This is a genomic window from Enterobacter sp. Ap-867 (genome assembly GCF_011752855.1).
Lineage (GTDB): Bacteria > Pseudomonadota > Gammaproteobacteria > Enterobacterales > Enterobacteriaceae > Cedecea.
Genome location: NZ_VWWS01000006.1, coordinates 198315 through 218417 on the forward strand (window position 1 = coordinate 198315; position 20103 = coordinate 218417).

General features: G+C 57.9%; 17 protein-coding genes and 1 tRNA gene. 8 read left to right on the plus strand and 10 right to left on the minus strand.

Translation table 11 applies throughout. The features are described from left to right. Positions 1 to 120 precede the first annotated feature (120 nt). Positions 121 to 215: transfer RNA gene (locus F3J26_RS15835), tRNA-Sec, on the plus strand. Between the two features lie 421 nt (positions 216 to 636). Here F3J26_RS15835 and idnR read toward each other — a convergent pair. The 7 genes from idnR to F3J26_RS15870 all read right to left on the minus strand — a co-directional run bounded on the left by idnR (position 637) and on the right by F3J26_RS15870 (position 7913). After that, positions 637 to 1635, minus strand: a complete 999-nt coding sequence (idnR, locus tag F3J26_RS15840; protein ID WP_166994785.1) for a DNA-binding transcriptional regulator IdnR — start codon at positions 1633 to 1635, stop codon at positions 637 to 639. Positions 1636 to 1700: 65 nt separating this feature from the next. Continuing rightward, on the minus strand, positions 1701 to 3020 hold the full coding sequence (locus tag F3J26_RS15845) for a gluconate:H+ symporter (RefSeq protein WP_166994787.1): 1320 nt from the start codon (positions 3018 to 3020) through the stop codon (positions 1701 to 1703). Between the two features lie 194 nt (positions 3021 to 3214). Then, entirely contained in the window at positions 3215 to 3979 is a 765-nt protein-coding gene (gene idnO / locus F3J26_RS15850; protein WP_008458735.1) for a gluconate 5-dehydrogenase, read from the minus strand. Positions 3980 to 4003: 24 nt separating this feature from the next. Then, positions 4004 to 5035: an L-idonate 5-dehydrogenase gene (gene idnD / locus F3J26_RS15855; protein WP_166878693.1), complete on the minus strand. Its 1032-nt coding sequence runs from the start codon at positions 5033 to 5035 to the stop codon at positions 4004 to 4006. A 419-nt stretch (positions 5036 to 5454) separates the two neighbouring features. Beyond that, the gene (locus F3J26_RS15860; protein WP_205246531.1) at positions 5455 to 6135 is read right to left on the minus strand and encodes an HAD-IA family hydrolase; all 681 of its coding nucleotides are present in this window, start codon (positions 6133 to 6135) and stop codon (positions 5455 to 5457) included. Positions 6136 to 6322: 187 nt separating this feature from the next. Further along, positions 6323 to 6934, minus strand: coding sequence for a hypothetical protein (locus F3J26_RS15865; protein ID WP_039288852.1), 612 nt, complete (start codon positions 6932 to 6934; stop codon positions 6323 to 6325). A gap of 85 nt (positions 6935 to 7019) precedes the next feature. Next, positions 7020 to 7913 carry a LysR family transcriptional regulator gene (locus F3J26_RS15870; RefSeq protein ID WP_166994789.1) on the minus strand — a complete coding sequence of 298 codons (894 nt, stop codon included), beginning with the start codon at positions 7911 to 7913 and terminating at the stop codon, positions 7020 to 7022. Between the two features lie 114 nt (positions 7914 to 8027). Here F3J26_RS15870 and F3J26_RS15875 point away from each other — a divergent pair, with 114 nt between their 5' ends. The 3 genes from F3J26_RS15875 to F3J26_RS15885 all read left to right on the plus strand — a co-directional run bounded on the left by F3J26_RS15875 (position 8028) and on the right by F3J26_RS15885 (position 10729). Further along, positions 8028 to 9566: an MFS transporter gene (locus F3J26_RS15875; RefSeq protein ID WP_166994791.1), complete on the plus strand. Its 1539-nt coding sequence runs from the start codon at positions 8028 to 8030 to the stop codon at positions 9564 to 9566. Beyond that, positions 9556 to 10338: a metallophosphoesterase family protein gene (locus tag F3J26_RS15880; RefSeq protein ID WP_166994793.1), complete on the plus strand. Its 783-nt coding sequence runs from the start codon at positions 9556 to 9558 to the stop codon at positions 10336 to 10338. The genes F3J26_RS15875 and F3J26_RS15880 overlap by 11 nt, the downstream gene beginning before the upstream one ends. A gap of 112 nt (positions 10339 to 10450) precedes the next feature. Beyond that, positions 10451 to 10729 (plus strand): hypothetical protein, encoded by a 279-nt coding sequence (locus F3J26_RS15885; RefSeq protein ID WP_166994795.1) that lies wholly within the window; start codon positions 10451 to 10453, stop codon positions 10727 to 10729. Here the strand turns inward: F3J26_RS15885 and F3J26_RS15890 are convergent. Beyond that, a complete protein-coding gene (locus F3J26_RS15890) occupies positions 10726 to 11505 on the minus strand; it encodes an oxidoreductase (protein ID WP_166994797.1) in 780 nt (259 codons plus the stop codon). The genes F3J26_RS15885 and F3J26_RS15890 overlap by 4 nt on opposite strands. 109 nt (positions 11506 to 11614) lie before the next feature. Here F3J26_RS15890 and F3J26_RS15895 point away from each other — a divergent pair, with 109 nt between their 5' ends. Continuing rightward, positions 11615 to 12517, plus strand: coding sequence for a LysR family transcriptional regulator (locus F3J26_RS15895; RefSeq protein WP_166994799.1), 903 nt, complete (start codon positions 11615 to 11617; stop codon positions 12515 to 12517). A 14-nt stretch (positions 12518 to 12531) separates the two neighbouring features. Here the strand turns inward: F3J26_RS15895 and fhuE are convergent, their stop codons facing one another. Further along, complete coding sequence (gene fhuE / locus F3J26_RS15900; protein WP_166994801.1) at positions 12532 to 14697, minus strand: ferric-rhodotorulic acid/ferric-coprogen receptor FhuE; 2166 nt, start codon at positions 14695 to 14697, stop codon at positions 12532 to 12534. A 362-nt stretch (positions 14698 to 15059) separates the two neighbouring features. Between fhuE and emrD the strand changes: the two genes are divergently transcribed. Further along, complete coding sequence (gene emrD, locus F3J26_RS15905; RefSeq protein WP_166878713.1) at positions 15060 to 16244, plus strand: multidrug efflux MFS transporter EmrD; 1185 nt, start codon at positions 15060 to 15062, stop codon at positions 16242 to 16244. Here emrD and dsdC read toward each other — a convergent pair whose 3' ends face one another. Then, positions 16245 to 17180, minus strand: coding sequence for a DNA-binding transcriptional regulator DsdC (gene dsdC, locus F3J26_RS15910; protein WP_166994803.1), 936 nt, complete (start codon positions 17178 to 17180; stop codon positions 16245 to 16247). 224 nt (positions 17181 to 17404) lie between these two features. Here dsdC and dsdX point away from each other — a divergent pair, with 224 nt between their 5' ends. Both dsdX and dsdA read left to right on the plus strand, forming a co-directional pair. After that, the gene (gene dsdX, locus F3J26_RS15915) at positions 17405 to 18742 is read left to right on the plus strand and encodes a D-serine transporter DsdX (RefSeq protein ID WP_008458762.1); all 1338 of its coding nucleotides are present in this window, start codon (positions 17405 to 17407) and stop codon (positions 18740 to 18742) included. A 17-nt stretch (positions 18743 to 18759) separates the two neighbouring features. Further along, entirely contained in the window at positions 18760 to 20088 is a 1329-nt protein-coding gene (dsdA, locus tag F3J26_RS15920) for a D-serine ammonia-lyase (protein ID WP_166994805.1), read from the plus strand. The last annotated feature ends 15 nt before the right edge of the window (positions 20089 to 20103 follow it).

Sequence of the window (20103 nt, forward strand, 5' to 3'; positions counted from 1 at the left end):
TCGTTAGACTGATTTAGCAAATAATTTCACTTTAGGCGCAGGATATATTCTTACTGACCCATTGGGCAGCAGCATGAAACCCGGTATACTGCGCCCGCCTCCATGTAGCAATGCAGGCGCGGAAGGTCGTCGTCTCCGGTGAGGCGGCTGGACTTCAACTCCAGTTGGTGCCGCCAGCGGCGCCGGGCAGGTTCGACTCCTGTGACTTTCCGCCAAGTTTAAAATATCAAAAACATCTAAATAAAATAATTGGTTGAGAATATTAAAATATTTCCACCAAAGCACATTAATGTTTTAGCGTGCCATCTACTTCATGCAACATTCCAAAAATTCGTAATAATCCTTATTAGCTTTCAGCGCGATACAAATCTTATACATCCATAGATGATGCTGGCCACTTTCAGGTACGGAAATATTGCAGCTCTCTGTTAATCACGATGTTTAACCTTCTGATCGACAGCCTGCGAGCGCCCTGCTTTGTAAGCACAGATTCCGGCCTCACAATGATCGATAGCCAGTCCGGAAATAATATTCACTAGCCCCTCACCCGACCCTCTTCCTAAAAGGGAAAGGGGAAAAATACGCGGCATCATCAACGCCGTGTTCCCTTCCTGGCACCTGCCTCACAAAACCCGCTCACAGCGTCTGCCCGTGGTAAATCTGGTAGCCCAAATCAATAGTGTTGTGGTTCAGGTCTTCATTACCGATCTTATCCAGCAGCATTCTGGCCGCCACCCGGCCAATGTCGAAGCGGGGGGTGATCACACTTGCCAGGCTGGGGATCATCTGGCGCCCCATCTCCAGCCCGTGAAAACCGGCGATCGAGATCTGTTCCGGGACAAGCAGGCCCCGCTCGCGGCAGAGCAGCAGGGCGCCCATCGCAATATCGTCGTTAGTGCAGAAGACTCCGTCCAGGTCAGGGTAAGCGGCCAGAGCGTCGCGCATCAGCTGCATACCCAGATGGATGGATGAAATGGCTTTCGGGTTGATGCGCTGGGGCTCCAGGCCGCGCAGCGTCATCGCTTCGCAGTAACCCCGGAAGCGCTGCTCGTCGCGCACGTCATCTTTTGAACCGAGGTAGACGATCCTGCGCCGCTGCCGCTTGTCCAGCATGGTGCCAACCATGTCTAACGCGGCCTGGCGGTTATCAAACCCCACTTCCATATCCAGCCGGTCGCCCTGAATATCCATCAGTTCCACAACCGGGATGGCAGCGGACCGCAAAAACTTCACGGTGCGGAAGGTGTGGTACTTCTCGCAGAGAATAATGCCGTCGATGTTGTAGGAGAGCAGGTTAATCACCGACTCCTCTTCCGACTCGCGGTTGTAGTTATAGTTGGCGATCAGGGTCTGGTAATTCTGCCCGGACGTGACGGACTCAATGCCGGCGAGAATGTCGGCGAAGAGCTGGTTTTGAAAAGAAGGAATCAGCACTCCCAGCGTATAGCTGCGGGCATTCAGCAGCATACCGGGGGCACGATTGGGCACGTAATCAATCTCTTCCATGATTCGGGCGATACGCAGCCCGGTTTCTTTTGCAACCTTTTTAGGCGAACGGATGTAGCGGCTGACGGTCATCTTCGTCACGCCAGCCAGCGTGGCGATATCCTGCAAAGAAATGCGGTGGTTTCTCATCGGCCCTCTCAATACCGGGGCGCAGCGCGCGCACCCGGTGGCCTGTCGGCGAGTCATACAACGATTTAATGCAAAACGGCATTTATCGTCAATACGCCCAGCAGCCCCATGACTGAGATCAGCGTTTCCATCACGGTCCAGGTACGCAGCGTTTCCCCCACGCTGAGGTTAAAGTAGCCCTTAAACAGCCAGAATCCCGGATCGTTAACGTGAGAGGCGATCACGCTCCCCGCCCCGGTCGCCAGCACCATCAGGGCCGGGTCGGCGTGGGTCACGCTGATGATAGGCAGCACCACGCCTGCGGTAGTGATCGCCGCGACGGTCGCCGAACCCAGCGCAATACGCAGCAGTGCCGCCACCGTCCAGCACATCAGCAGCGGCGAGAGCGGCGCACCGTTCATCAGGTGCGCGATGTACTGCCCTACGCCGCTGTCGACCAGCACCTGCTTAAAGGCGCCGCCACCGGCGATGATAAACACGATCATCGCGATAGCGCCGATAGAGTCCCCGGCGATGTTCATCACCTGCTCCATGCTTCGCCCTTTGCGCCAGCCGAGGATAAAGGTGGCGATAGTCAGGGCAATAAACAGCGCGACCGCCGGGTTACCAATAAAGTCGAGGAAAGATCTGAGCCCACTTTTTTCAGGCAGCACCACGTTACAAAGCGCGGCAATGGCCATCAGCAGCACGGGCGTGATGGACACCAGCAGGCTGTTCCAGAACGAAGGCATTTCCGCCTCGCTGAACACCCGCGAGCTGAACAGACCTTCCGGCGGCTGCTTTTCAAACCGGGTTAACAAACGGGAGAACAGCGGTCCGGCAACGATAATCGTCGGCAGGCTGATAATCAGCCCGTATAGCAGGGTGGTACCGAGATTGGCGTTATACATGGTGGCAATCGCGGTCGGCCCCGGGTGCGGCGGCAGGAAGCAGTGCGTGACCGACAGCGCGGCCACCATCGGTACCCCCACATACAGCAGCGGCAGGCCGGACGAGGCGACAACGGTGAACACCAGCGGCAAAAGCAGCACAAAGCCGACCTCAAAGAACATCGCCATCCCAACCACCAGCCCGGCAATCATCAGCGCCCACTGTACGCGCTTCGCGCCGAAGGCCTCGATCAGGGTAGTGGCGATGCGCTGCGCCGCCCCGGTATCCGAAATCAGCTTCCCGAGCATCGCCCCAAAGCCAAGGATCATCGCCAGCCCGCCGAGGGTGCCGCCAATCCCGTTTTGAATGGAGTGCAGAATCGCCTGGGGATCCATCCCTTCCGCAAAGCCAACCACCGCCGCCACCAGAACCAGCGCGATAAAGCCGTTCACTTTAAAACCGATCATCAGGACCAGCAGCAGGGCGACGCCTGCGGCAATAATAAGTAATGGCATACGCTTATCTCTTATCAGTGCAAAAAAAGCAGCGCGCAGCGCTGCAGGTTAGTGGTCAGGTCGGGGAGTCAGCGCGTTTAAAAAAGCTGAAAACCAATCGCTTGATTTTCAGCTTTCTGCGGCGAGAGAAGGCCCATGCTCTCCACCTTTTATTCGGTCTACCCGCCTTCACTTTTCGGCAGGCACTCGCGCCGTTAAACGGCGGCCAGCATGCCGCCATCAACAAACAACAGGTGCCCGTTAACGAAATCTGAAGCTTTTGAAGAGAGGAACACCGCGGCGCCAATCAGCTCCTGCGGATCACCCCAGCGTGCGGCGGGCGTCCGTTTGCACAGCCAGCCGCTGAACGCTTCGTCATTCACCAGCGCCTGAGTCATTTCCGTTTTGAAGTAGCCGGGGGCGATGCCGTTGACCTGAATGTTGTGGCGGGCCAGCTCAACGCACATGCCCCGGGTCAGCATCTTCACCGCGCCTTTCGAGGCGGCGTAAGGCGTGATCGTGTCGCGCCCCAGCTCACTCTGCATGGAGCAGATATTGATCACCTTCCCGGCCTGGCGCGCCACCATCCGGCGGGTCACCGCCTGCGAAACCAGGAAAACGCCGGTCTGGTTCACCGCAATCACATCATTCCAGTCCTGCTCGGGGAACTCGGTAAAAGGATGGCGGCGCTGAATTCCGGCGTTGTTCACCAGCACATCAATCGGGCCCACTTCCTGCTCAATGCGCTCCACAGCCGCATCGACATCTTGTTTCTGCGTCACGTCGAACGGGGCGCCCACGGCGCGGATCCCTTCGTCCCGCAGCTTTTGCACCGCAGCCTCGACCTTAGCTGGCGTGCTGGCGTTGACGACAATCTGCGCCCCGTACTGACCCAGCCCGGTAGCCATCAGGTACCCGAGCCCCTGCGCAGAGCCGGTAATCAGGATGTTCTTGCCTTTCAGTGAAAAAAGATCGTTCATTGCCTTAATCCTTATTAACAGGCCTCAGAAAACCAGCTGGACTTTCGCGGCCTGGGTTTTATCCCCGGCAAAGATCAGCGCCTGCTCCAGGTCGGTAAAGGCATACTCTGCGCTCAGCAACGGCAGCGGGTTAATCACCTTGTTAGCCAGCCAGGAAACGGCCGTATTGAACTCCGTGGTGAAGCGGAAAGAACCTTTCAGCGAAATCTCTTTGGCGATGAGCATCATCATGGGGAATTCCGGCACTGCGCCGCCCATTCCTACCTGCACCATGGTGCCTTTGGCGCGGGTCACTTCCAGGCAGGTGGTTACTGACGAAGGGTGACCGGAGGCTTCAAAGCTGATATCGAAGTAGCCTTTTTCCTCTTTCCAGCCGTCCAGGCTATCGTGCAGCGGGTTCACCAGCGTGTCGGCGCCCATCTGCGCGGCCAGCGAAAGCGAGCGCGGGCTGACATCGGCGCAGACAATTTCTGCCGCTCCCAGCGTTTTTACCGCGCTGGCGATCAGGCAGCCAATCGGCCCTACGCCGGAGATAAACACGCGCTTGCCCTGCAGATCTCCCGCCTCGTGCGCGGCGTGGATGGCCACCGCCAGCGGCTCGGCAAACACCATCACTTTTTCATCCGCTTCAGCGGGATAGGGAACGCACTGCGCGCTGTCGACGGTTTTAAAGCGGGTAAAGCCGCCGTCAACGTGTGGGAAGTACATTGCGCTGCCGAAGAAGCGCATGGTTGTGCATTGATTTTCTTCCTGGCTAAGGCAATATTTACAATGGCCACAAGGTTTGGATGGATTAATAGCGACCGTCTGCCCTTCATGTAATTCAGGAGAATCGGTATGCACTACCGTGCCAATAACTTCATGGCCTAAAATCATTGGGGCTTTTACGGCAAAGTTGCCGACCTTCCCTTCCTGATAATAATGCAAATCGGACCCGCAAATGCCTCCCCGGGAAATCTTCAGCAACGTCCCTTTATTATTCCACTCAATTTCCTGATGGCTAACGGAAACGGTTTGCTTGCCTGAGATCACACAGGATTCAGTGTTAATTTTCATCAATGCCTCAATAGTCAGCGGGTAAAACTCAGCGCTATTTAAAGGCTTTTACCTGCCCATAATTGTGATGAAAATCACACTTAAAGGCTGTTACAGAAGGATGTTACGCATAACGTGACGCACCTTTTAGTTCTTAGCGGTTGGCGCCAGGGATGGGGCGATGTAATGCGGAAAATAAAAAAATAGCTTCTGAGGATTCTGGTAAATAAATAAAAAACATCAAAAACCTTTAAAAGAAAAATACATGAACGTTCTGCAAATCAAATATTAGCCATCATGAAAAGTATGAATTATTTATTTACAAAGTAGAGTAATATTTTTAATTACCCATGAGAATGAAAGAGATAACCCGGCACTCATCGGCCGGGAATCTGTCAATCACCTTGAATAGGCTCTGCCACAAAAGAGAGCCTGAATAATTAGCTTAGCTGCAAGAGAATACCCGAGCCGTCGGCCTCAACTCGCAGGGCATCGTAATTTTCCACGCCGGTATAACGAGAGAGCTCCCCGGCGTGGTGAGCGTTGGTGCCGGAAATGACAAAGATTTTTGCGCCTGCCGCTTCACCGGCTTGTACACCCGCCAGGGCATCCTCAAACACCAGGCAGTCGGCCGCGTTTACGCCCAATTTTTCCGCCGCCAGCAGGTAGCCCTCCGGGGCGGGTTTACCGAGACGGACGTCTTCCGCCGCAATAATGACTTTGGGTTCAGGCAAACCGGCGGCCTGAATGCGGCGCAGCGCCAACGCTTTTGGGGCGGAAGTAACAATGGCCCAGCGATCCATCGGCAGCGCCTGCAAAAACTCTCGCGCGCCGCCGATGGCTTCCACGCCATTCACATCGGCGATTTCAGCTTCGGTAATCCGCTGTGCTTCGGCTTCGGCATCCACGCCCGGTAGATTCTGGCGGGCAATCGTCTCCACCGCGCGCACGCCGTGAATGGTGGGCAGGAAAGCTACCGGATCGATGCCGTGACGCACGGCCCACTCACCCCAGATGCGTTCTGCCACGCGAATGGAGGTCAGAATGGTGCCGTCCATATCAAAGAAGAAGGCCGAAAAGCGCTGGCCGTTAAAAAGTATATCGCCCGTTTGTGCTGTCAATGACGTGCTCTCCACAGGAGTCTGATGGTCTGCGGAGCATCATACATGGGCGTTATTTATTGTTCACCTGGGCAACCACCTTCTCCCTAAAAGGGAGAAGGGAAATACCGATCAACGATTCAACCTGTAAAGCTTACTGGCAGGTCCTCTGTATAGAGGTCGGCACTGTTCTGATAATCACCACAAATTACATCGGCGGCGTCAGCCCGTTAACCCCGGCGGAAATTCCGCGCGCGACGGCCTGGCCTTTGTCATCTTTGGTGGCAAACAGCACCACTTTCGCGCCCGGCTTCAGCACGGATTTGTCGGCGGGGCTGATCAGCACCACCGGCACGTCGTCCGGCACCTGCACGGTTTTCTGCTGGCCGTGGAATTTCACCGTCATCGTGCGCCCGTGGCTGTTCACGAGGGTGCCGACCGTGCCGTTGGTCATGGTGTTCACCTGGCCGTTGGCGGATTCAAACGGATTAAACCCTTCCCCGGAACCGCGCAGGCTCGGGGCAAAAACGTGTACCTCCAGCGCCTTCAGCGTGCCATCCGCCTGCGGCACGGCGGCGGTGCCGATGAAGCTGTCGGGCTTGATGTCGCTCATCTTCGCTTCGCTCACGCCGTTGATTCGGGTTTTGTCCGTCAGGCCAACGGAAAGCTTTTCCCCCTGACGGGTGGTGATTTGCAGCGAGGAATCATTGACCGCATCAATGGTGCCGCGCACCGGGGTAATGACATTGTCCGCCGCCGCAGCGCCCACGCTCAGCAGCAGGAGGCTTAAGGCCGGGATAAACAAACGTGGCTTGATCATGCTTTCTCCAGGATTCAGGTCAGGGTAAGGACTGCTCTGGATCAAGATTAACCGCCAAATGAATCCCGGGGGTGAAAGAGTGTGTTCAAACGTTTCCTGACCCACCCGAAACGTGCTCTTTTGCGAAGCGAATAAGGCGCTTAATCATCGGCGTGCGCTCCCGCTTGCGGTACAGCATCCAGATAGCCGAAGGGATTTCTGCCCCGGCAATCGGGCGATAGACCACGTCCGGCACGCCGATGGTTTTCGCCATGATCTCCGGGATAACCGCGATGCCGTTGCCCAGCGCGATATGCGCCAGCACTTCGGTCAGCGTGCTGGAGCGGATGGCATCGTTGAGCACAAATCCCCCGCGGCGGGCGACTTCATGCGAGCCGGATGTCTGCTCCGGCAGAATAAAGCTTTCCCCGGCCAGAGCGGCAGGGTCGATAGCTTCCGTGCCGGAAGCCAGACGATGGCAAGCGGGGAGCGCCAGGCAAAAACAGTCGCTTTGCACCAACAGGTGCCCGACTTCTGACGGCAGCGCGACCGGGGCGCGCACAAATCCAACGTCGATTTTGCCCTCCACCAGCGCCGCCGCCATGCTGTCCATCAGCACTTCTCGCGCACCAAGCGAGATATCCGGATATCTCCCCCGAAACGCCCCCATCACCGAGCTAAGCGTCCCCGACCAAAGCGAAGACGCCACGTAGCCGACGCGAATGTAGCCCTGCTCGCCGCGTGCAGCGCTAAGCACACGCTCACGCGTCAGCTCAGCCTGCCGCAGAGTGGCTTCGGCTTCTTCGCGGAAAATCTCCCCGGCCTGGGTGAGCTGTACGCGCCTTTTGGTGCGTAAAAAGAGCGGAGTGCCAAACTCCCGCTCAAGCTGACTGATTTGCACCGACAGCGTCGGCGTGGAGATGTTCAGCGTTTCCGCCGCCGCGCCAAAATGGAGCGTTCGGGCAACTTCGAGAAAATAACGCAGATGGCGAAGCTCCATGTTTACTCCTGATTATTAGGTATTAACTAATAATAATGCCGAACGTGAAAATTGAATACCGCGCCCCGGATCGCGAAGCTTAAGGCGTGTTCTTCCCGCGTTTTCGGAGCTTTTATGTCTACTGTGCTGGCCGCGCCCGTGGCCAAAAACGACACCACCGTGCTGCTGGTTGCTTCCATGGGCTGCGCGATGACGGTCATCGACACAAATATCGTTGGCGTCGTGTTGCCGACCATCGCCCGCGGGCTGGACGCCACGTTTGCCGATATGGAGTGGGTGATCGGCGCCTACGTGCTGTGCTTCTCTTCCCTTTTGCTGCCCGCCGGTTCGCTGGCGGACCGCTTCGGCAGACGGCGAATCTTTTTATTCGGCATCGCCCTGTTTGCCCTGGCGTCTCTCGCCTGCGGGGCAGCCACCACTATCCTGATGCTGAATATTGCCCGCGCGCTGCAGGGCGTCGGCTCGGCGTTCTTGCTGGCACCCGCGCTGGCGATCATCGGCCACACCTTCCGCGAACCGCAGGCCAGAGGCCGCGCCTGGGCCATCTGGGGCGGCATGATGGGCATCACCATGGTGCTCGCGCCTTTGGCCGGCGGCATCATCAGCGCCTATTTCGGCTGGCGCTGGGCGTTCTACATCAACATTCCCATCTGCCTGCTGCTGGCGATGGCGGTGCTGCGCACCATCGAAGAGTCCAGCAATCCTGCCGCCGGTAAGCCGGATGTACATGGCATTTCGCTGTTTATCGCCGCCATGTTTTCTCTCACCTGGGCGCTGATCCTCGCCCCGGAGCACGGCTGGGGCAGTCCCGAAGTGATGGGGCGCTTTATCGCTTCGGCGTGGTTCTTTCTGTTCTTTGCGCTGGTCGAACGTTACAAAGCCCAGCCAATGCTCGATCTCCGCCTGTTCCGCTCGCTGCCGTTTATTGGCGCAGTGCTGGCCATGTTTACCTATGCGGCTACGGCGCAGGTAATGACCTCGCTGCTGCCGCTGATGCTGCAAAACGTCGAGGGTAAAACCGCGCTGGCGTCCGGGGTCGGCATGCTGCCGTTCGCCCTCGCTATGTTGTTCTTCCCGATGGTGGCTCGCTGGATGGCACATCGCATGGCTGCCCGCTGGATCTTAGCCGCTGGATTAGGGCTGGTTGGCGTCGGCAACCTGATAATCGCCGGCGGCGTGCTGGCGCAGTGGCCCTGGCTGGTTATCGCCGGTATGGCCGTGCTGGGCAGCGGCGGCGGTATTCTTAACGGCGAAACGCAGAAGGCGATTATGGGCACCGTGCCTCACGAAAGGGCGGGCATGGCTTCGGGGATCAGCACCACGGCGCGCTTCTCCGGCATTCTGCAAGGTTTTGCGCTGCTGGGGGCCATTCTGGCCGGGCATACGCGTCACGTGCTGACCTCAACGATGCAGGCTAGCAACCTGCCGGTACGCGACGATTTTATTACTCAGGTTGTGGCAGGAGATGTGCAGCGCGCCCTTGCGCTGTGGCCGGAGAAACAGGCTCAGACGCTAAGCTCGCTGATCCGCCACAGCTACGCCAACGGCTTCTCGCTGATGCTGGTTTGCGCCGCGCTGTTCGCTTTCTTCATTGCTCTGGTTGTCGTTTTCACCGTGCGGGATCGCGCCGGGAGTCAGCTCAATGAACGCTAAAGATGTTGATTTCCGTTTTGCACTTTTCAGCGATGTTCATGCCAACTTACCGGCACTTGAGGCCATTTTGCAGGACATTGACCGTCACCACATCCAGCAGATCTGGTGCCTGGGCGATCTGGTTGATTTCGCGCCATGGCCCAACGAAGTGATAACGCTGCTTCGCCACCGCGCGATTCCGGTAGTCATGGGTAACCACGACCGCCGCGTGGCAATGGACGAGCCGGTCACGCCGCTCGCCAAACACTCCGCGACAGAGCAACAGGCTCGTGAACAGGCGATTGCCTTGAGCAAACGCACGCTGACAGAGGAGAATCGCCGCTGGCTCAGTGCCCTACCCCGGTCGAGAGCGTTTCACGCCGGGCCGCTCAGAATTCTGCTGGTCCACGCCAGCCCGGATTCGCTGTCCGAGTACGTGCATCGCCAGTTCTCCTGCAGCCAGCTAATGAAGTGGCAAACCGCACATCAGTTCGACGTGATGGTTTCCGGGCATACGCACTACGCGGATGTTCGCGAGCTGGTCCGCAGCGATGGCCGCAGGTTTACCGTCGCCAACACCGGCGCGGTCGGGCGAATAAAACCCGGCGAACCGCAGGCTACCTGGCTGATGGGACATTACCATCACGGGAAGTTAAAACTGGCTATCCAAACGGTAAATTATGACGTCGCCGCCGTGGCCCAGGCGATTAAAGAGAGCCAGGTACCTGACTTTTACGCAGACGAGCTTTATCAGCACGGCATGGCCTGTTCACGGGCGCTGTCGGTATTCTGAGCGGCTCACTATTTCGTGATAAGCTGCGCAATATTGGCGACAGATAACGCACATCAATATGTCGATGCGCGATACTGCCTCACTTTCATTGCTTGCCGCTTCAGGAAGAAAAATGGCCTCTAAATATGCACTCGTTCTGCTGGCTCCGCTGCTGCTGGCCGCCTGTTCGTCATCGGACAATTCAGGGATGGATCGCCAGGACAGGCAGCGGCTGGACGACAGCTTTATGCGCTCCCCGTGGCCCGATCCCTACTACAATAGCCGCTATCTGACGCCGGAACAGCGCCAGGATATCCGGGACCGCATCCGCGCCGACCAGCTGGAAGCCAGAGGCCGCAGGGATAACAGTACCGACAGCGGCGACGGCTTTGGCCAGCCTGTGCATTACTAAACGGTCGGCACCGTTCCGCCGTCAATGATGTACTCCGTGCCGGTAATCGCGGCGGCACGGTCTGAGGCCAGGAAGGCTATCAGGTTAGCCACTTCTTCTGGTTTTGCCGGGCGACCCAGCGGGATCCCGCCCAGCGAATCCATAATGATTTGCTTCCCGCCCTCATAATCCGTGCCCGCCTGCAGCGCCAGCCGCTCCGCCAGGCGAACAGACGCCTCAGTTTCAATCCAGCCCGGCGCCACGCGCAGCACCCGCACGCCCAGCGGAGAAACCTCTTTCGACAAGCTTTTGCTATAGGCGGAAAGCGCCGCTTTGGCTGCGGCATAGGCCGTGGTTGCCTCCGGCAGCGGTAAAATCCGTTGAATCGAAGAGACGTGGATAATCACGCCTGAGCCCTGCGCCGTCATGCCCGGCAGCAACGCCCTGTCCAGCCGCACCGCCGGGAAAAGGTTAAGCGCCAGCTCGTGCTGCCACTGCGCTTCGTCCAGCGTCGCATAGCCTCCGGCGGGAGATGATGAGCCGCCGAGCATATGCACGATGATATCCACACCCCCGAGACGCGCCTGCACCGCTTTTACCAGTTGCTCGCAGCCCTCACGCGTGGCGAGATCCGCCGCAAAAAACTCATCGTCATTAACGTTTTCAGGCGCATGGCGAGCCACGGTCATGACCTGCGCGCCCAGCTCGCGGAACAGCGCTACGGTCGCCGCCCCAGCCCCCTTCGTGCCGGATGTCACCAGCGCTCTCTTGCCCTTCAGTGTCAAAAAGTCAGTCATCTTACGTTCTCCAGAAAGTCGATTTACCTGTCGGATCACTACTCTAAGAACGCGGTATAATTTAAACAATTGGGACAAACCGGGATGAAATGATGAAGGAATCGGGACAATGTCGCGCATAGCCCTCGGCGATATCGAAGCCGTACAGGCCATCGCCCGCCGGGGATCTTTCCGCGCGGCGGCTATCGACCTCGGCGTTTCAACCACGGCGCTCAGCCATACGCTGGCAAAGTTTGAGGCCGAACTTGGCGTACGCCTGTTTAACCGCACCACCCGTAGCGTGTCGCTGACGGAGGCCGGGAGGCTGTTTATTGAGAGAGTTAGCCCGTCTCTTCAGGGGCTGAACGACGCTCTTGAAAGCGTGCGGGCGCACCGCGATACGCCGTCCGGCCTGCTGCGCATCAACGCGCCGCCTTTTGCCGCTCGCCAGGTACTTTCGTCGCTGGTGTTTGAGTTTTTACGCCGCTATCCGGAGATGCAGGTCGATATGGTGACTGAAGGAAAGCTGGTTGATATCGTTGCGGAAGGGTTCGATCTTGGGGTGCGCGTAGCCGGGCTGGTACCTGCCGATATGATTGCGCTTTCTCTCGGCCAGCCGCAGCGCTTCGCCGTTGTCGCGTCTCCGGTTTATCTGGCGGAGCACGGCGCGCCGTTAACGCCGGGCGACTTGCTGAATCACGCCTGTATTCGCGTCCGGTTGCCGGATGGCTCGCTCTACCGCTGGCATCTGGAAAAGCAGGGCGAAATCGCGCGAATCGATGTGCAGGGGCCGCTGACGCTGGACGAAGCCTCTCTGGCGCGGGAGGCGGTTCTGGAAGGTATCGGACTGGGCTTTTTCATGGAGCAAAACGTCGCCGATGAAATCCGCGCAGGCAAACTGGTGCGCCTGCTGGAAGCGTGGACCCCGCCCTTCCCGGGGCTTTGCCTTTACTATTCCGGCAGGCGGTATCCTTCTGCCGGGCTTGCCGCTTTCCTGGCGCTGGCGCGGGAAAGTAGTCAGGGAGGTCACTGACCTCCCCGTCACGCTTAGAAGCTGTAGTTTGCCGTCAGCGAGAAGCTGCGCGGGGCGCCATAAACCACATAGTCGGAAAGCCAGGATTCATATTCTTTGTCGAACAGGTTATTGATGTTGCCCTGCACGGCGAAGTTTTTCGTTACCTGGTAACGGGTGAAGAGATCCACCAGCGCGTAGCTGCCCTGTTTGATGCGGGTGTTGCCGTTCGGACCGTAGGCATCCTGCCAGGTTTTACTCTGCCAGTTCACACCGCCGCCCACGGTCACTTCCGGCAGCATCGGCAGCTGGTAGCGGGTGAACAGCTTCATCGTGGTACGCGGCTGGTCAGGGTTTACAGCGTCGCCGTTATTGTCATCTGCCACATAGCGGGAAGCCCCGAAGGTCAGTTGCCAGTTATCGGTCAGCGCGCCGTTCAGCTCAAACTCCACGCCGCGGCTCACGGTGCCGTCCACGGATTTATACGCCGTTTCACCAGGGTTGCCGTTAACCGGCGTGCCGAGCGACTGGGCAACTTTGTCCTGTTCGATGCGGAACACCGCCAGCGAGGTGGTCAGGCGCGTGTTAAACCAGTCCGCTTTCACGCCCGCTTCGTAGCTCTTCCCGGTGGTTGGGTCGAGGTAATCGCCGTTGACGTCGCGCTTGTCGGTCGGCTGAAAGATGGAGGTGTAGCTGGTGTAGGCCGACCAGGTGTCATTGATGTCGTAAACCAGCCCCGCGTACGGCGTGACGTCGTGTTTTTTGCTGCTCAGGCTGGTTTGCGGCGCGGTGGACGGATTGTAGTCCGCGTCCCATTCGGTATAGCGGGCGCCCACAATCAGGTGCAGCGGGTCAGCCAGCGAGAAACGCGCTGCGGTGTAGGCGGCCTGCTGGCGCACCACATCTTTGCTGTACAGCGAGAAGGATGACCAGCTTGGGTCTGCGACGCTGCTGTAGAAGCTGTCCATCGCGATGCCGCCGTAAGGCAAGCCGGTGTTCGGCATGGCGTTGTCGTAGTGGTTACGCTGGCGGCTGTAACTGCCGCCGAACATCAGCTCGTGCTGGCGGCCAAACAGATCAAAGCCGCCGCGCACAAACGCATCCACCGAATCCTGTTTACGCTCGCCCCGGTTCCAGCCGCCATAGGCGCTGGTGCCCGCGCCGGTCACTTTATCCGGGAAGCCGGTGACATACATCAGCTTAGAGTCGAAGTTGGTTTCGGCGTGCAGCGTGTTGATACGCGCTTCCCAGCCGTTATCAAAGCGCTGGACCAGGTTGGCGAACACTTTGGTGGCGTCTTTGTTGGAGTAAGCCCAGTCCGGCGCGGTGGTGGCGCTGCGGCTAAAGTGCGTCCGGCTGCCGTCGGCATACCAGGTGGGCAGGCCGCCCCAGGTCGGGCTGTCGTCATTGCTTTCCTGGTAGTCGTAGCCGACGGAAAGCGTGGTGGAGTCGGTCAAATCGGCATCCACCACGCCGTAGATAAATTTCTTGCGGTAGTGGCTTTTGTCCAGCCAGGTGTCGTTGTCCTGGTAGCCGGTAACCACGCGGCCCCGCACGTTGCCGGACTCGCTCAGCGGCGCGGAAAGATCGGCCACATAGCGCTGCTTGTCCCAGCTACCGTAGCTGGCGGACACGTTGCCTTTAAATTCGCGGCTGTCGGCGTGCTTGCGCACCATGTTGATGTACGCCGATGGATTGCCGCTGCCGCTCATCAGCCCCGCCGCGCCGCGCACTACTTCAATATTTTCAAACACGGCGGTATCCGAGCCGGTATCACCGAAGTCCCAGACATCGCTAACCTGCGTGGGCATGTCGTCGTAGGCATAGTTGCTGATGAAGAAGCCGCGCGCAAAGTAGGTGGCTCGGCTGCTGTCCACCAGCTTGGTGCTGATGCCGGTGGTGTTATCCAGCACCTCACCGATGGTTTGCAGGTTCTGATCCTGAATACGCTGCTGGCTGATGACGCTGACGGATTGCGGGATATCGCGAGGAACCAGCAGCAGCTTGGTGCCGGTGGTGGTGGTTTTGACGCTGTAATCCTGTTCCTGTCCCGCCAGCGGATTGTCCGCCTGAGTATTCACCGTGATGGTGTCTTCTGCCTGCGCAGAAGGCAGCAGCGCCAGCGCAATGGCCGCCGCCAGGAGTGATGGGCCGCCTGCCCGTAACGTGAACCGATCCCTGGAGAAGTTAACAAATGCCATGTTAAACCCTCATTTTTGCAGTGCTGCGGCGTTTTCCGTGGCCGGCACCTTTTTTTGATTTTTATAAAGACGCGCACGATTAAATGCGGATGAGAAATATACGCATTTGTATTTAACCTGTAAACAAATGTAATTCTCTGAGGGTTAACGAAGATTGCACCGTTGCGGGGCAAAAATGGGCGTTTGGTGGCAATAAAAATTGCCGCTTTCGCTTTACAAACCGACACGTAATTCTGCTGTTAAAACAGCCTCATCATCTGGCTTATTGCATAGGTTGTGATAGATTCCTCTCGCTTTCAAAACATACACAGCAAAATACGCTGCGAAGCCTCTCTCTTTTTTCAGGTAAACGATCGGACGCCATGAGAAAGTTAGCCAATATCCACCTGCTGATGATGTTGATTCTGCTGGTTGCTGTCGGGCAGATGACACAGACGATTTATATTCCTTCTATTCCCGATATGGCTCATGAAATGGGCGTGCGCAGCGGCGCGATTCAGCGCGTGATGGCGGCCTATTTGTTTACCTACGGCGTGTCTCAGCTGTTTTATGGCCCGCTTTCCGATCGCATTGGCCGCCGCCCGGTGATCCTCGCCGGCATGGTGATTTTTATGCTGGCGACGCTCGGTGCACTGTTTACCACTAATTTGCATATTCTGGTGCTGGCAAGCGCCCTGCAGGGCATGGGCACCGGGGTCGCGGGCGTGATGGCGAGAACCATGCCGCGCGATCTCTACGAAGGCGGTGATTTACGCCAGGCCAACAGCCTGCTGAACATGGGCATTCTGGTGAGTCCGCTGCTGGCACCGGTTATTGGCGGGATGCTGGACAGCGTCTGGGGCTGGCGGGCCTGCTACGGTTTCCTGCTGCTGCTGTGTGCCATTGTCGCGTTTTCTATGTGGCGCTGGCTGCCCGAAACTCGCCCGGCAGACGCCACGCCGCCTCGCCTGATGCGCAGCTACAAAATGCTGCTCGGCAATATCTCCTTCAACTGCTATCTGCTGATGCTGGTTGGTGGCCTGGCGGGCGTGGCGGTGTTTGAAGCCTGCTCCGGCGTACTGATGGGCGGCGTACTCGGCCTGAACGGGGTGGTGGTCAGCATTCTGTTTATTCTGCCCATTCCGGCGGCGTTTTTTGGCTCCTGGTACGCGGGCCGCCAGAACGTGCGTTTCTCCAGCCTGATGTGGCAGGCGGTATTGAGCTGCCTGTTCGCCGGTATTCTGATGTGGATCCCAGGCTGGTTCGGCATCATGAATATCTGGACACTGCTGGTACCTGCGGCGCTGTTCTTCTTCGGCGCAGGCATGCTGTTCCCGCTGGCGACCAGCGGCGCGATGGAGCCGTTCCCGTTCCTGGCCGGTACCGCAGGGGCGCTAGTTGGCGGCCTGCAAAACATCGGCTCCGGCGTGATGGCCTGGTTCTCCGCGCTGATGCCGCAAACCGGGCAATACAGCATCGGCATGCTGATGACCGCGATGGGCGTGCTGATCCTGTGCTGCTGGCTGCCGCTGGCGCAGCGGTTCCAGCATCATGGCGAGACAGTTTAGTTATTTAGCCTCTTCGGCAAGGTTTTTCAGCCAGCTAACAAAAGCGTCAATCTTCGGCCATTGTCGGCCAGTAAGGGTCGAAATGTAGTAATGCTGATGGCATTTTAACGTTTTCTCCCCAAACGGGGCGATGAGCTCGCCCCGCTCCAGCCGCTTTTGCACCAGCCTTTTTCTCCCCATCGCTACACCAACGTGGTTCATCGCGGCAATCACCGCCAGGTCAGAGCGATCGAAGCCTATGCCCGTCGAGGCCGGGAGTTCAATACCAAACTGCTGAGCCCAGCTGTACCACTCATCGGTGCCGGAATCATTGCTCCACGCCTGCCGGTCATGCAGCAAAGTACAGTGGCGCAGTTGAGCAGGCCGGGAATGGAGTTCAAAGCGGCGGGCATATTCCGGGCTGCAAACCGGCAGAATCGCCTCATCCATCAGAAAATGGTGGCTCAGTTGCGAGGAAGGCGCATCGTCAAAATAGAGCGCCAGATCGATACCCGCACGCTGTAAATTGAGGTTGTCGTTCCCGGTCAGAATAGTTAACGAGATAGCAGGGTAGCGCTGGGTGAAATCCCCCAGCGCGGGCACCAGCCAGCACTGGGCGATCGACGGCCTGGAGTACACGGTCAGCACCCCCGAGAGTTCCTGGTTTTTGATATCCAGAATCTCCTGGTTCAACGTGTCCAGAGACGATTTCAGCGCCCAGAACACCCGCTTGCCTTCGTGCGTCAGTTCCACTTTACGATGCGAGCGAACAAAAAGCTGGATCCCCAGCTCCTCTTCCAGCTGGTTTATCCGATGGCTAACCGCGCTGGGGCTGAGTGACAGTTCATCCGCCGCCAGTGCAAAAGATTGATGGCGCGCCGCCACCTCAAAAGTGTACAGCTTCGACAGTTGCCAGCCGTTTAATAACCGATTTCGCCCCTCGCGTGACGTTTCCATCGTGACCTCTCTCTCAATTCCAGCGGCCAAGTTTAAAAAATCCGCGGCTAACCAGCAGCATTTAGTTGAATAAAAGCGAATCTGAAACACATTTCATCGCCTGATTTCGACTCAAATCACCCTATTGATTCAATTTACCTCATGTGAAAGGCCAGTTTTATCGTTTGTCAGCCCGGATGGATTTTTATCCAATAGCCCGCAAATGATGCACAGGAGAAGGGCTAATGGGATCGCAAATCTGGGTGGTGGGTACGCTGCTTGCCAGCATAGTGTTAATCGTGTTGACCATCATAAAACTGAAGCTTCATCCTTTCCTCGCGCTGCTGCTGGCGAGCTTTTTCGTCGGCGTGATGATGGGCATGGGCCCGCTGGAGATGGTCAACGCAGTGGAAAGCGGCATCGGCGGCACACTCGGCTTTTTAGCCGCGGTCATCGGGTTGGGGACCATTCTGGGAAAAATGATGGAAGTCTCCGGCGCCGCCGAACGCATTGGCCTGGCGCTGCAGCGCTGCCGCTGGCTTTCCGCCGACGTGATTATGGTACTGGTCGGCCTGATTTGCGGCATTACGTTGTTCGTTGAGGTTGGCGTGGTGCTGCTCATCCCGCTGGCCTTTTCCATCGCCAAAAAGACCCACACTTCGCTGCTGAAACTGGCGATCCCGCTGTGTACCGCGCTGATGGCCGTTCACTGCGTGGTGCCCCCACATCCGGCGGCGCTGTTTGTGACCAATAAACTCGGCGCCGATGTAGGCACCGTGATTGTGTATGGCTTAGCGGTTGGCCTGCTGGCGTCTCTGGTGGGTGGCCCGCTCTTTCTGAAATGCCTGGGCAAGCGTCTGCCGTTTAAATCCGTTCCCGTCGAATTTTCATATCTGCAAACGCGCGATGCGGCTTCTCTGCCGTCCTTGAGCGCCACGCTGTTTACCGTGCTGCTACCCATTGGCCTGATGCTGGCGAAGACGCTCGCTGAGCTGAACATGACCCCGGGCAGCACGGCTTATACCGCGCTGGAGTTTATCGGCAACCCGATTACCGCCATGTTTATCGCCGTTTTCGTGGCCTATTATCTGCTGGGCCTGCGTCAGAACATGGGTATCGCTACGCTGCTGAGCCACACCGAAACTGGCTTTGGCTCCATCGCGAATATCCTGATGATCATCGGGGCAGGCGGCGCGTTTAACGCCATTCTCAAGGCCAGCGGCATGGCAGACAGCCTGGCGCTGAGCCTTTCCAGCCTGCATATGCATCCGATCCTGCTGGCCTGGCTGGTTGCCCTTATCCTTCACGCCGCCGTCGGGTCTGCGACCGTGGCGATGATGGGCGCCACGGCTATCGTTGCTCCGCTGCTGCCGCTCTATCCCAACGTCAGTCCGGAGATTGTGACGCTCGCCATCGGCTCCGGCGCTATCGGCTGCACCATTGTGACGGATTCGCTGTTCTGGCTGGTGAAGCAGTACTGCGGCGCGACGCTCCATGAAACCTTTAAGTACTACACCACGGCGACATTCATCGCTTCTTTAGTTGCACTGGCCGGCACATTCCTGCTTTCCTTTATCATCTGAGCGCCAGGAGGCTCGTTATGAAATCGACAGAATTACACGCGTTAACCGAAAAATTTCCGCTGCTCAGCGAGCTTACCGCCCTGAACGAAACGGCCTGGTTTAATCCGGGAGCCACCTCCCTTGCCGAAGGCTTACCGCATGTTGGCCTGACTGAGCAGGACGTGAAAGAGGCGCACGCCAGGCTGGCTCGTTTTGCGCCTTATCTGGCCAAAGCATTCCCGGAAACCGCCGCAGCCGGTGGGATTATCGAGTCAGAGCTGGCCGCCATTCCGGCGATGCAAAAGCGCCTGGAAAAAGAAAATGGGCAGCGGCTCTTCGGTAAACTGTGGCTGAAAAAAGACAGCCATCTGCCTATTTCTGGCTCGATTAAGGCTCGCGGGGGCATTTATGAAGTCCTGACTCACGCGGAAAAACTGGCTACCGAGGCGGGCCTACTGAGTCCTGAAGATGACTACAGCAAGTTGCTTTCTCCTGAATTACGCGAGTTTTTCAGCCGCTATAGCATCGCCGTTGGCTCTACCGGCAACCTGGGTCTGTCGATTGGGATCATCAGCGCCAGAATTGGCTTCCGCGTCACGGTGCATATGTCCGCCGACGCCCGCGAATGGAAAAAAGCTAAACTGCGCAGCCACGGCGTGGAGGTGGTTGAATACGCCGAAGATTACGGGGTTGCCGTTGAGCAGGGGAGAAAAGCCGCCGAGGCTGACGCCAACTGCTTCTTTATCGATGATGAAAATTCCCGCACGCTGTTCCTTGGCTACGCCGTCGCCGGGCAACGGCTAAAAGATCAATTCTCGCAACAGGCTATTACCGTCGATGAGCAGCACCCTTTGTTTGTCTATCTGCCCTGCGGCGTCGGCGGCGGCCCCGGTGGCGTGGCGTTTGGGCTGAAACTGGCCTTTGGCGACCACGTTCATTGTATTTTTGCCGAGCCAACCCACTCCCCCTGCATGCTGTTGGGGGTTTATACCGGCCTGCATGATGCGCTTTCCGTGCAGGATATCGGGATAGATAACCTAACCGCCGCCGACGGTCTGGCCGTGGGACGGGCTTCCGGCTTTGTCGGCAGAGCAATGCAAAGGCTGCTGGACGGCTTCTATACCGTGGACGATCAAACGCTGTACAACCTGCTAGGCTGGCTGGCTGAAGAGGAAAATATTCGCCTGGAGCCGTCGGCCCTGGCTGGTATGGCCGGGCCGCAGCGCGTGTGCGCGACGACGTCTTACCATGAGCTGCAGGGCTTCAGCGCCCAACAGCTTGATAACGCGACGCACCTGGTCTGGGCCACCGGAGGCGGTATGGTTCCTGAGGCTGAGATGGCGCAGTATTTAGCGAAGGCTCGCTGATCTTTCCCCTCACCC